Source organism: Brevundimonas sp. GW821-FHT02A10 (assembly GCF_059422025.1).
The window spans coordinates 1,175,862-1,188,159 of record NZ_JBWKWC010000001.1; the positions used below are offsets into that span (position 1 = coordinate 1,175,862).

13 protein-coding genes are annotated in these 12,298 nt (G+C 67.9%); 12 read left to right on the plus strand and 1 reads right to left on the minus strand.

Annotated elements, in window-relative coordinates:
- Positions 1-47 precede the first annotated feature (47 nt).
- The 12 genes from AC07U0_RS05435 (at position 48) to AC07U0_RS05490 (ending at position 11,439) form a co-directional block, all read left to right on the plus strand.
- Positions 48-998: a glycosyltransferase family 9 protein gene (locus AC07U0_RS05435; protein ID WP_494718993.1), complete on the plus strand. Its 951-nt coding sequence runs from the start codon at positions 48-50 to the stop codon at positions 996-998.
- A gap of 152 nt (positions 999-1,150) precedes the next feature.
- Positions 1,151-1,672, plus strand: a complete 522-nt coding sequence (infC, locus tag AC07U0_RS05440; protein WP_492034557.1) for a translation initiation factor IF-3 — start codon at positions 1,151-1,153, stop codon at positions 1,670-1,672.
- 138 nt (positions 1,673-1,810) lie between these two features.
- Complete coding sequence (locus AC07U0_RS05445) at positions 1,811-3,055, plus strand: MFS transporter (RefSeq protein ID WP_494718994.1); 1,245 nt, start codon at positions 1,811-1,813, stop codon at positions 3,053-3,055.
- A gap of 84 nt (positions 3,056-3,139) precedes the next feature.
- Positions 3,140-5,122 carry an alpha/beta hydrolase family protein gene (locus tag AC07U0_RS05450; RefSeq protein WP_494718995.1) on the plus strand — a complete coding sequence of 661 codons (1,983 nt, stop codon included), beginning with the start codon at positions 3,140-3,142 and terminating at the stop codon, positions 5,120-5,122.
- A 183-nt stretch (positions 5,123-5,305) separates the two neighbouring features.
- Positions 5,306-5,503: a 50S ribosomal protein L35 gene (rpmI, locus tag AC07U0_RS05455; RefSeq protein WP_003166435.1), complete on the plus strand. Its 198-nt coding sequence runs from the start codon at positions 5,306-5,308 to the stop codon at positions 5,501-5,503.
- A 55-nt stretch (positions 5,504-5,558) separates the two neighbouring features.
- Positions 5,559-5,912 carry a 50S ribosomal protein L20 gene (gene rplT, locus AC07U0_RS05460; protein ID WP_492946372.1) on the plus strand — a complete coding sequence of 118 codons (354 nt, stop codon included), beginning with the start codon at positions 5,559-5,561 and terminating at the stop codon, positions 5,910-5,912.
- Between the two features lie 126 nt (positions 5,913-6,038).
- Positions 6,039-7,115 carry a phenylalanine--tRNA ligase subunit alpha gene (gene pheS / locus AC07U0_RS05465; RefSeq protein WP_494718996.1) on the plus strand — a complete coding sequence of 359 codons (1,077 nt, stop codon included), beginning with the start codon at positions 6,039-6,041 and terminating at the stop codon, positions 7,113-7,115.
- Positions 7,115-7,525, plus strand: a complete 411-nt coding sequence (locus tag AC07U0_RS05470) for a hypothetical protein (RefSeq protein ID WP_494718997.1) — start codon at positions 7,115-7,117, stop codon at positions 7,523-7,525. The genes pheS and AC07U0_RS05470 overlap by 1 nt, the downstream gene beginning before the upstream one ends.
- Before the next feature lie 60 nt (positions 7,526-7,585).
- Positions 7,586-7,990, plus strand: a complete 405-nt coding sequence (locus AC07U0_RS05475) for a hypothetical protein (protein ID WP_494718998.1) — start codon at positions 7,586-7,588, stop codon at positions 7,988-7,990.
- Entirely contained in the window at positions 7,987-10,413 is a 2,427-nt protein-coding gene (gene pheT / locus AC07U0_RS05480) for a phenylalanine--tRNA ligase subunit beta (RefSeq protein WP_494718999.1), read from the plus strand. The genes AC07U0_RS05475 and pheT overlap by 4 nt, the downstream gene beginning before the upstream one ends.
- A gap of 176 nt (positions 10,414-10,589) precedes the next feature.
- Positions 10,590-11,225 (plus strand): DUF1134 domain-containing protein, encoded by a 636-nt coding sequence (locus tag AC07U0_RS05485; protein WP_494719000.1) that lies wholly within the window; start codon positions 10,590-10,592, stop codon positions 11,223-11,225.
- A 10-nt stretch (positions 11,226-11,235) separates the two neighbouring features.
- Positions 11,236-11,439, plus strand: coding sequence for a hypothetical protein (locus tag AC07U0_RS05490; RefSeq protein WP_494719001.1), 204 nt, complete (start codon positions 11,236-11,238; stop codon positions 11,437-11,439).
- Here AC07U0_RS05490 and AC07U0_RS05495 read toward each other — a convergent pair.
- Positions 11,436-12,296: a Rossmann-fold NAD(P)-binding domain-containing protein gene (locus AC07U0_RS05495; RefSeq protein ID WP_494719002.1), complete on the minus strand. Its 861-nt coding sequence runs from the start codon at positions 12,294-12,296 to the stop codon at positions 11,436-11,438. The two genes, AC07U0_RS05490 and AC07U0_RS05495, sit on opposite strands and share 4 nt — an antisense overlap.
- Between the last annotated feature and the right edge of the window lie 2 nt (positions 12,297-12,298).

Here is a 12,298-nt window from a genome sequence, read left to right on the forward strand (position 1 = left end):
GTCCGCGCCTGATAGCGAACGCCGACGAACGAAGCGAAGGTCAAAGCGTGCCGTCCACTCCCAAGGTCCTTTTCGTTAGCTCCAACCGCATCGGCGATTGCGTCATCTCGTCGGGCGTGATCCGCGAGATCGAACGGCAACTGCCGGGCGCGGCGATCACCGTCGCCTGCGGTCGGCCGCCCGCCCCCTTCTTCCGCTCTGCCCCCGGCGTCGAGCGGGTCATCATCCTCGACAAGAAGAAGATGGCCGGCCACTGGGTCGATCTGTGGAAGCAGGTCTCGGGGACCCGCTGGGACATGGTCATCGACATCCGCGGCTCGGCCCTCAGCTGGCTGATCCCGGCGAAGAAGCGCGTGGTCTACAACCGCTCGTGGGAGACCGGCCTGCGCAAGGTCGAGATGGTGTCGCGGCTGATGGGCTCCGACACGCCGATCGATCCCGAGGTCTTTCTCGACGATCAGGCGCGCACAGAGGCCGCCGCCGTCATCGATCCGCAGCTGGCGGGCGGCGCCGGACCCGGTCCGATTATCGCCCTGGCCCCCATCGCCCACCAGCCGGGCAAGAGCTGGCCAGCCGGACGCTGGGGCCAGCTGGTCGAGAAGCTGAAGGCCGAGCCACGTTTCGACGGCTGGCGGTTCATGCCTGTCGGCGGTCCGGGCGACCGGCCGCCCGCCACTCCGGCTCTGGAGGCCGCGGGATCGCGAGGCATCGACTTCGTCGGAAAGGGCGACATCCTGGCCTCGGCCGCCGCCATCGACCGGGCGGCCCTGTTCGTCGGCAACGACTCCGGCCTGATGCATGTCTCGGCGGCTCTGGGACGGCCGACGCTGGGTCTGTTCGGTCCGACGGAGTGGTGGCTCTATGGCCCCTGGGGCCCGCGCACCCGGATCGCGGCGTCCAATGAGACGCGCGGGGAGTTCTCGCCGATCGAGGACCTGACCGTCGACCACGTCTTCGAGGCGGTTCTGGCGCTCCACGACGACTATATCGCCAGCTGAGCCGTTAACGGCTGATCAGCCTCGCCTTGATAAAACGGGCTTTCAGGCGCATATAGCCCGCCTCAGGGAACGCGGCGCCGAGCCGTGCGCTGACCCCTGCAAGCCTGCAAGACTTTCGTCCACACAAGGAAACGACGCTCATTCGCCGTCCGATGCAAACGCCGCCCGTCAAGGATGGGCCGCCCATGAACCACGATATCCGCGCGCCGCGCGTTCTGCTGATCGATCAGAACGGCGAGAAGCAGGGCGTCATGCCGACGTCCGCCGCGCTGGAAGCCGCCGAAGAAGCGGGCATGGACCTGGTTCAGATCGTGTCCACCTCCGAACCGCCGGTGGCCAAGATCCTCGACTACGGCAAGTTCCGTTTCCAGGAGCAGAAGAAGAAGGCCGAGGCCCGCAAGCGCCAGAAGATCGTCGAGCTGAAAGAGATCAAGCTCCGTCCGAACATCGACACCCACGACTATGAGGTGAAGGCCAAGGCCATGCACCGCTTCTTCGACGAGGGCGACAAGGTCAAGGTGACCCTGCGCTTCCGCGGTCGTGAGATGGCTCACCCGGAACTGGGCATGAAGCTGCTCAACAAGGTCCAGGAAGACTTCGACGAGATCGCCAAGGTCGAATACGCCCCGCGTATGGAAGGCCGCCAGATGATCATGATCCTGGCGCCGAAGTAACGGCGGCGACCCGGCCTGTCGGGCTCAAGTCGCGCGACCGCGCCATAGCCCAAAAGACAATGCCCCGGCCCTCGCGCCGGGGCGTTTTCGTTTGCGGATCCGGTTTCAGGATCGGGCGGCTCAGGCTAGCGTCCCGTCATGACCGTCCAGCCGCCGCCCTCCGAAGCCGTCCCGTCGAAACGCCAGGCTCCGGCCTTGGTGGTGTTGTTCGCGGTGGTGTTCATCAATCTGGTCGGATTCGGCCTGGTGGTGCCCCTGCTGCCGTTCTTCGGCCAGAGCCTGAAGGCTGAGGCCTGGCAGGTCGCCCTGATGTTCTCGGCCTATTCGCTGGGACAGTTCTTCGCCGAACCCTTCTGGGGCCGGTTGTCTGACCGGATTGGCCGCAAGCCCGTCCTCCTGATCACCGTCCTGGCCAATGCCGTCGGCTATCTGGCCCTGGCCTTCGTGCCGAACATCTGGCTGGCCGTCGCCGTGCGGCTGTTCACCGGTCTGGGCGCGGGCAACATCTCCACCGTTCAGGGCTATGTCGCCGACATCACCCCGCCCGAGCGCCGCGCCGGACGCATGGGCATGATCGGGGCCGCCTTCGGCCTGGGCTTCATCGTCGGACCGGGTCTGGGCGGACTGATGGTGCATCCTGACATGGGCCGGCTCGGCTATCAGCTGCCGATCTTCGCGGCGGCGGGCCTGTGCCTGCTCGCGGCGCTCGGTGTGGTGATCTTCCTGAAGGAAAGCCGCGCGAAAGCCGATCCGGCCGCCCCACGTCCGCCCTTCCTCGGAGGGGTGCGCGACGCCGTGGCCAATCCGGTCATCTCGCGCGTCCTGCTGGTGACCCTCATCTATATGGCCGGCTTCTCGGGCATGGAATCGACCTTCGGCCTGTGGGTGGAGGCCCGCTATGGCTGGGGTGCGCGCGAGGTGGGGCTCAGCTTCATGGCCGTGGGCGTGGTCTCGGTCATCTGCCAGAGCCTGGTCACCGGCCGGCTGGCGAGGCGGTTCGGCGAGAGCCGGGTCCTGGCCTGTGGCTGCCTGTTGTTCGGTGTCGGACTGGTCGGGCAGGTCTGGTCGCCGGTCGCCTGGGCCGTGCCGGTGATGATGGCCGTCGGCGCCTTCGGCATGGCGATCACAATGCCCAATATCTCGGCCCTGATCTCGCGTTCCGCCCCACCCGACAGACAGGGCGCCATGCTGGGCCTGAACATGGCCGCCAGCTCCAGCGCCCGGATCGTCGGCCCGATCGTCGCTGGCGCCGTCTTCTCGGGCGTAGGCCACGACTGGCCGATGCTGATCGGCGCCCTGTTGACGGTCCCGGCCGCCGTGGCGGCGGTCAATGCGGGTCGGGCCTTCCGCCGCCGCCAGTCCGGGGAATTTCCGACGACCTGAACGTGAAATACTCTTGAGCCTTCAGCCTTGCCGCGCAAAAGTAGCGGCGTTCAGTATCGGCGGGGGCCAATCTTGTATCGTAGTGTGACGACGGCGCTCGCGGGCGCCCTGCTTCTTCTCGCGCCTTTCGCGGCGCACACCCAGACAGTAGCCTCTTCGGGCGGCCCGGCGACAGCGCCGACGCTCGCGCCACTTTCAGCCTACGGCGCCCTGCCGTCGCTGGAGCTGGTGCAGATCTCACCTTCAGGCGACCGGATGGCCTTCGTCGCCGTGGTCGGCGACCAGCGCACCATGGCGCTCGCCGATCTCAGGTCCAACGCCACCCTCGGCACCGTGGGGGTCGGACTGACCAAGGTCCGGGACATCCAGTGGATCGGCAATGAAAAGGTGCTGGTCACCACCTCCACGACGGAATCCCTGACCGACTTCGGCATCAGCAAGACCGAATTCTTCCTCGGCCAGATCTATGACCCCGCGCGACGTCGGGTCACCCGGATGCTCGACGGCTCCGCAGGCATCTTCCCCGCCCTGATGGACACGCCGCGCGTGCTCCCCAACAACGGGCGGCCTCTGGTGCTGGTCCGCGCCTATGACCTCGGCCTGCGCAACCACCTCGATCTCTATCGCATCGATCCCGACAGCGGCCGTCCCCGCACCTTCGCGCCCCTGTCCGACAAGGTCGTGGACTATGTCCTGGACACGGAAGGCCACCCGCTGGCCAAGGCCGAATACGACGAACGCAATGGCCGCTGGAGCCTGCAGCTCAAACAGGGCGATGATTTCCGCGAGGTCTGGACCGTCGACGCCCTTCTGGACCGGCCCGAGCTGATGGGCCTGGGCATGAACGGCGACAGCGTCGTCGTCTGGGCTGACCGGCCCGACCTGACCCGTCAGGGCCAGGGCGTGAAAGGCCTGTTCGACGTCAATCTGGCGACCGGGGTCTGGCGTTCCCTGCGCTTCGAGTTCCCTACCCAGGGGGCGCTCTTCCATCCGGTGACGGGAAGGCTGATGGGCGTCACCCGGCGCGACGAGGACGGCCTGCGCTACAGCTTCGTCGAACAGGGCGCGGGCGAACTCTGGGCCGCGGTCCAGAGTGGCCTCCCGGACAGGAAGCCGGAACTGATCAGCTGGAGCGATGACCTGCGTCAGGCAGTGGTCTTCACCAGCGGCGACGGAGATTCCGGGACCTATCATCTCATCGACATGGACGAGGGCAGCATCAGCACGGTCGGCGCCGCCTATGCCGCCATCAAGCCGGAGATGGTCGCCCCGGTTCGGGCCGTCACCTATGAAGCCGCCGACGGTCTGGAAATTCATGGCTATCTGACCCTGCCGCCGGGCCGGGCGGACGCGAAGGGCCTGCCTCTGGTGGTCCTGCCGCACGGCGGGCCCCAGAGCCGCGACGAAGGCGGTTTCGACTGGTGGGCGCAGGGGATGGCCTCGCGTGGCTATGCCGTGTTGCAGCCCAATTTCCGCGGCTCCAGCGGCTATGGCAGCGACTTCATCGAGGCCGGTTACGGCGAATGGGGCCGCAAGATGCAGACCGACCTCTCGGACGGGGTTCGCTATCTGGCCGACGAGGGGATCATCGACCCCAAACGCGTCTGTATCGTCGGGGCCAGCTACGGCGGCTATGCGGCCCTGGCCGGTCCGACGCTCGATCCGGGCGTCTATCGCTGCGCGGTGTCCGTCGCAGGCGTCTCGGACCTCAGGGGCATGGTCGCCTATGCGGCGTCGCGTGGCGAGCGCAAGCAGAACGAGTCCGTCCGCTACTGGAACCGCTTCATGGGCGGCGACGGTCCGGGCGATCGGTCGCTGGACGCCCGGTCGCCGACGCGCCTTGCGGACAGCGCTGATGCCCCGATCCTGCTGCTTCACGGTCGCGACGACACGGTGGTGCCGATCGCACAGAGCCGGCAGATGGCCGCCGCCCTGCGCCGGGCGGGCAAGCCGGTCGAGCTCATCGAACTGTCAGGCGAGGACCACTGGCTGTCCCGCGAAGAGAGCCGCACCCGGACGCTGATCGAAACGGTCCGCTTCCTGGAAGCCAACAACCCGCCGAACTGAGTCGCAAGACCAGGGCCGGAATCCAGACTCCGCTTGCCTTTCGGGCCGGGTTCCCCTACTAGCCGCGCCTTCGCCTACGAACCGCCGGGCTAATGGCATGCCTTGGCGGTTTCGAAACCGGGTTACCCACGACGGGCTCAAGTAGCTCGAAGAGCGGTAGCCCACTCAAACTGAGAGTGGAAAATGCCGAAACTGAAGACGAAGTCGGGCGCCAAGAAGCGCTTCAAATTCACCGCGACGGGCAAGGTTAAGGCCGGTGTTGCGGGCAAGCGTCACCGCTTGATCAGCCACAACTCCAAATACATCCGCCAGAACCGCGGCACCTCGGTCATGGCCGACGCCGACGCCAAGAAGATCAAGTCCTACATGCCGTACGCCTGATCGGCGCGCGCATCCTGAACTGATCTCATCGCAAAGAATTTGAAGGACTAAACACATGGCTCGCGTCAAACGGGGCGTAACGTCCCACGCCAAGCACAAGAAGGTTCTGGAGCAGGCCAAGGGCTTCTCCGGCCGCCGCAAGAACACCATCCGCACGGCCAAGGCCGCCGTCGACCGCGCCGGGCAATACGCCTACCGCGACCGTCGCGTGAACAAGCGCAACTTCCGCGCCCTGTGGATCCAGCGCATCAACGCCGCCGCCCGTCAGGAAGGCTTCACCTACTCCCAGTTCATCCACGGCCTGGGCAAGGCCGGCATCGAGCTGGACCGCAAGGTCCTGGCCGCGATCGCCATGGAAGGCGTGGGCTTCAAGGAAATCGCCGACAAGGTCCGCGCCGCCCTGGCGTAGTCTTCCGGTTTCAGACGATCTGAAACGCCCGTCCCGGTCGCCGGGGCGGGCGTTTTCGTTTGCGGCGCCCTCATCGGACGTCACATGGGTGACGAACGCTTCGCCAGCCGCTAGATGCTCCCGGCAATGACCGATCTTCCCCAACTCGAACTCGATCTGATCAACGCCATCGGCGGCGCGACCACCGTCGCCGAGGTGGAGGCCGTGCGCGTCAACGCCCTGGGCAAGACGGGCGTCATCTCGGGCCTGCTCAAGGGCATGGGCGCGATGAGCCCCGACGAGCGCCGCGAACAGGGGCCGATGATCAACGGCCTGCGCGATCGCGTCGCCGCCGCTATCGCCGACCGGAAGGCCGAACTCGAAGCCGCCGAGCTCGACGCCCGCCTGCTGTCCGAAAAGCTCGACCTGACCCTGCCGGCCCGTCCACGCCGCAAGGGCGGGGTCCATCCGACCATGCAGGTCATGGACGAGATGGTCGCCATCTTCGCCTCCATGGGCTTCGCCGTCGCCGAAGGCCCGGACATCGAGGACGACTTCCACAACTTCACGGCCCTGAATTTCCCGCCGAAGCACCCAGCGCGGGAGATGCACGACACCTTCTTCCTGAAGCCCGATCCGGAAACGGGCGAGCGCAAGGTGCTGCGGACCCACACCTCCCCGGTGCAGGTGCGGACCATGATGTCCCAGCAGCCGCCGATCCGCATCATCGCGCCGGGCCGGACCTTCCGTAAGGATTCCGACGCCACCCACACCCCGATGTTCCATCAGGTCGAGGGGCTGGTGATCGACCGCGACATCCACATGGGCCATCTGAAGACGACGCTTCAGACCTTCATCGCCCGGTTCTTCGAGCTGGACACGGTCGACGCCCGCTTCCGCCCGCACCACTTCCCCTTCACCGAGCCTTCGGCCGAGATGGACATCCGCTGCGATCGCTCCGGCGGCCAGATCCGGTTCAACGAAGGGACCGACTGGCTGGAAATCCTGGGCTGCGGCATGGTCCATCCGAACGTGCTGCGGTCCTGCGGCATCGACCCGGATGAATACCAGGGCTTCGCCTTCGGCATGGGCGTCGACCGGCTGGGGATGCTGAAATACGGCATGCCGGACCTGCGCCCCATGTTCGAGGCCGACGTCCGGTGGCTCGCCCACTACGGCTTCTCCGCCTTCGCCGCGCCCAACCCCGCCAGCGGACTGTCCTGATGCTGCGATCCAGCCTGCCCCTCACCCGCCCCGTGACGGTCGCCACGCTCGACCAGCTGTCCGCCGATGTCATCCGCGACGTCGACTTCACCCTGCACGACCTGTTCGCGGCGACGGCGCGCGGCGCCTATACGGCCCTGATCAGCGGCAAGACCATCGAGCGCTGCCGCATCCAGGGTCCCGGCATCCTGCTGTCCTCCAGCGGAACGACCTTCACCGACGTCAATTTCGGCGACCATCGCGGCGGCATGGGCAATCTTCTGGTGCGCAGCCTGGGCGACAAGCTGATCGGCTCGGTGCCCTTGCGCGACTGCGCCTTCATCAGCTGCGAATTCTATGGCGTCGGCTTCTCCGGCTCCGAGGATTTCCTGCAGGAGATGATGAAACTCGCCGACGGTCCGGCCCGATGACGTCCGCGCGAACCGCCACCCTGCCTTTTCGGACCCCTGTGAACCGAGCCGAGCCCTGACATGCTGACCCCGATCCCCAATCCCGCGAACCTCGCGCGCCTCGCGCTCTACACCGACATGCACCTGCCGCTGTCGGTGCTGTTCCAGCACATCTCCGAGGCCGGAAAGTCCGTCATCGAGGCCAAGGTCTTCACCCGCTGCACCATCACCGGCCCCGCCGTCTTCCTCGCGGCGGGCGGTGTCGAGTTCCAGGGCTGCAACATGGGTCCCCACGGCGGCGATGTCCGCAGCCTGCTGCTCAGGCCGGTGGGGCCCAAACAGGTCATCGGCGCCATTCCGGTCCAGAACTGCCGCTTCGTCGACTGCCAGTTCCACGCCATCGGCTTCACCGGCAGCGATGCGTTTTTCGACATCTTCCTCCAGGGCCTGGGCGAACCCGGTCTCGCGGAACTGAACGCCCGATGAAATTCACACTTGGCTGGCTGAAGGATCATCTGGAGACGATCGCGGACGCCGCGGCCGTCGCCGACGCCATGACCATGGCGGGTCTGGAGGTCGAACACGTCTCGGATCCCACCGTCGCTCTCAAGGCCTTCACCGTCGCCCGCATCGTCGAGGCGGTGCAGCACCCCAACGCCGACCGACTGCGCGTCTGCCAGGTCGAGACCGTCGACGGGATGAAGGAGATCGTCTGCGGCGCCCCGAATGCGCGCGCGGGCCTGACCACCATCTACGCCCCCATTGGCGCATACGTACCCGGCCTCGGCGTCACCCTGGTCGAGAAGCCGGTGCGCGGTGTTGTGTCCAACGGCATGCTGTGCTCGGCGGAAGAACTGGAGCTGCCCGGCGAGAGCGACGGCATCCTTGAACTGCCGCCCTCGATCCCGGTCGGGACCCCGGCCGCGACCGTCTATGCCCTGGAACCGGTCATCGACTTCGAGGTGACCCCCAACCGCCCCGACTGGCTGGGCGTCGCCGGCATCGCCCGCGATCTGGCCGCCACGGGTCTGGGCAAGCTCAAGCACTATGACATCGCCGTGGTGCGCGGCGCCTTCGCCTCGCCAATCACCGTGCGGATCGAGGCTCCGGAGATGTGCCCGGTCTTCGCCGGCCGCCTGATCCGCGGCGTGAAGAACGGCCCCTCGCCGGCCTGGCTGCAGACGCGGCTGCAAGCCATCGGCCTGCGCTCGATCAACCGTCTGGTCGATGTCACCAACCTGATCGCCTACGACCGCGCCCGCCCGCTTCACGTCTATGACGCCGGCAAGCTTGTCGGTGACGAGATCGTCGTCCGCGGCGGCCTGCATTCGGCCGAGACCGGGGCGGTCGAACATCTGATCGCGCTCGACGGAAAGACCTATCCGGCCGAGGCCTCGGTCTGCGTCATCGCCGACGCCAATGGCGAGCGCCCGATCGGCCTCGGCGGCGTCATGGGCGGCGAGTCGACCGGCTGTTCGGACGAGACCACCGACGTCTTCCTGGAAAGCGCCTGGTTCGATCCCATCGTCACGGCCCAGACCGGCCGCAGCCTGACCATCTCCTCGGACGCCCAGTACCGGTTCGCGCGCGGCGTCGATCCGGCCTCGGTCGTCCCGGGGCTGGAGCTGGCCACCCGCCTGATCCTCGACCTGTGTGGCGGCGAGCCGTCGGAGATCGTCCTGACGGGCGAACATCCGGCCAATCCCCTGCCCTTTGCCTTCGACCCCGCCTATGTGAAGCGGCTGTCGGGCATGGATCTGGAGGACGACCGGATCGGGACCATCCTCGGCCAGCTCGGCTTCCTCGTGAAGGCGGGCGAAGCGGGTCAGGCCGAGCCCTGGACCGTGACCCCGCCGTCTTGGCGCCGCGACGTCGAGGGCAAGGCGGATCTGGTCGAGGAGGTCGCCCGCATCGTCGGCTTCGACCACCTGCCCAACACCCCCCTGCCCGACCAGAACCCGTCCTCGAAGGGCGTTCTGAACCCGCGTCAGGCCCGCATCCGTCTCGCCCGCCGGGCGCTGGCCGCCATGGGCTATGCCGAGGCCGTGACCTGGTCCTTCACCAGCCAGAAGACCGCGGCCCTGTTCGGCGGCGGAGACGAGCGTCTGGTGCTGGAGAACCCCATCGCGTCCGAGCTGGACTGCATGCGGCCCTCGGCCCTGCCGAACCTGATCCAGGCCGCCGCCCGCAACGCCGCACGTGGCCACGCTGACGCCGCCCTGTTCGAGATCGGCCCGATTTATCCGGGCGACGGTCCGAAGGATCAGCGCACCGTCATCGCCGGCCTGATCGCCCCTCACGCCGCCCGTCACTGGACCGGGAAGGATGCGGCCGACGATGCCCTGTTCGGCCTCAAGGGCGACCTGCTGGCTCTGCTGGAAGAGATCGGCGCCCCGGTCGGCTCCCTGCAGCTGACGCAGGGACAGAACCGCGACTGGTGGCACCCCGGCCGTTCGGCGCGGCTGCAGCTGGGTCCCAAGACCGTCATCGCCGAGTTCGGCGCCCTGCATCCGCGCGTGCTCAAGGCGCTGGACGCCGACGGACCGATGCTGGCCTTCGAGATCGTGCTGGAAAGCGTTCCCGAGCCCAAGGCGAAAGCCAAGACGCGCGGCGCCGCTGACCTGTCGGTGCTCCAGCCCCTGACCCGCGACTTCGCCTTCGTGGTCGAGGACGACAAGGCGGCCGGCGATCTGGTCCGCGCGGTTGCGGGCGCCGACAAGGCCTTGATCGAGGAGGTCCGGGTGTTCGACGTCTATCGCGGCGCCGGCGTCCCCGAGGGCTCCAAGTCGGTCGCGCTGGAAATCGTCATCCAGCCGCGCGAGGCGACCCTGACCGAGGCCGAGATCGAGGGCCTGTCGGCCAAGGTCGTGGCGGCCGCGACGAAACTGGGCGCCCAGCTCAGAGGCTAATCCAACAGATGTCTGGTGCTCGCTGCTTGTCCTTGCGCTCAAGCAGCGAGCGACCGCGTCGCGAGCGTTAGCGCCCTAAGCTTCTGTTAACCCTGACGCCGCAAGGCTGCCGCAAAGGCCCGCGAGGTTGACGGCAACGCTCGCATGACGGGCGACTCACCGCCGGAGACCTCGCCATGCATCGCCGCCACCTCATCCAGACCGGTTTCGCCGCCGCCGCCACCTCCGCCCTTTCCGGGAGCTTGGGCGCCTGCGCCAGCGGCGGCGTGGCCCCGCGTCAGGGCACCGAGCCCGCCTATCCGATCGCCTCGGACGCCAACGCCCCCGCCTATTCGGCTGACGAACTGGTCGCCGCCGGCTCGCGCCAGCTCGGCATCGCCGCCGAGGCCATGGGCGGCGCCATCGAGCGCATCTTCCGCGACCAGGGCGACAGCCCGACCGGCTATATCGCCGGTGAAGAGGGCGCGGGCGCCGTCGCGCTCGGCGTCCGCTACGGCCGCGGCGCCCTGCATATGAAGGACCTCGGCACAGCCCAGGACGTCTACTGGCAGGGAATTTCGATCGGCTGGGACCTGGGCGGCAACGCCAGCCGGGTCTTCACCCTCGTCTATGGCCTCTACACGCCCGACGCCATCTACCGCCGCTACCCGGGTGTCGAGGGCTCGGCCTATCTGGTCGGCGGTCTGGGCGTGAACTACCAGCGCGCCGACGGCATCGTTCTGGCTCCCGTCCGCACCGGCGTGGGCCTGCGCCTCGGCGCCAACGTCGGCACAATGGCCTACAGCCGCCAGCGCAACGTCCTGCCGTTCTAGGAACCCCCCGGTGACGGAACAGGAACGCGACATTCTCCGCCCGCTCGCCTGGATGTGCTTCCAGTATCTGGGCCGCGAAGAGCTGGATAACCAGTCCATGTCAGCCGGTGAGCGTGCCCTCTCCACGCTTGAGAAGCATGGCCTCGTGCAAACAAGCGGCGGCGGCCGTCTGGGGGTCTGGACCGAGACCGGTCGCGCCTTGCTCGACAGCTAGAGCAGACTCTCCAGCCCCTCCCGCCACGACCGGTACTGCGGCCGCCAGCCCAGTTCGGCCTTGGCGCGGGCGTTGGAGATGCGCTTGTTGTCCAGATAGAAGCGGCGCATGGCGTCCGAGACCTCGGGGTCGTGCCAGTCCACCTCGGGCGGGCGCGGCAGGCCGAGGCGGTCGGCGGCGCCGGCAATGACCACATCCGCAGGCGTCGGTTCGTCGTCGGCGAGGTTATAGGCCGCGCCGGGCCGGGGCCTGGCCATCGAAGCGAACAGGCCCGCCACCGCATCCTCGACATGGACCCGGTTGAAGACCTGACCGGGCTTTCGCACCAGCCGGGCCGAGCCGTCCCTGAGCCGGTCCACCACCGACCGGCCGGGGCCGTAGATCGCCGGCAGGCGGAAGATCTGCACCGTCAGCCCCATGCCGCGCCCGGCGTCCAGCCAGTCGGCCTCGGCGCGGACGCGACGGCCGCCCTCGAGGCTGGAGGCGTTCAGGGCGTCGTCCTCGAAGGCCCAGCCGCCGTTGCGGTCGCCATAGACGGCGGTCGAGGAGACATAGCCGATCCAGTCGGGCCAGGCCGTCGAGACCGATTCCGCGACCGCCAGGGCCCTGAGCGCCGGACACCCCTGGGCGTCGGGCGGGGCGGTGACCAGGACGGTCGTAGCGTCGGCGAGAGCGGCCGACAGAGCCTCACGGTCGGCGGGGTCGACGGCCATGATCCCCTCGGCCTCCAGCGCGAGACGCCGCGCCGGATCACGGGAGGTCGCGACGGCGATTCCGCCCCGGCGGATCGCCTCCAGCGCCGCCGCCCGGCCCAGATAGCCGCCGCCGAACACCAGAAGCTTCAGGGAATCACTCAACT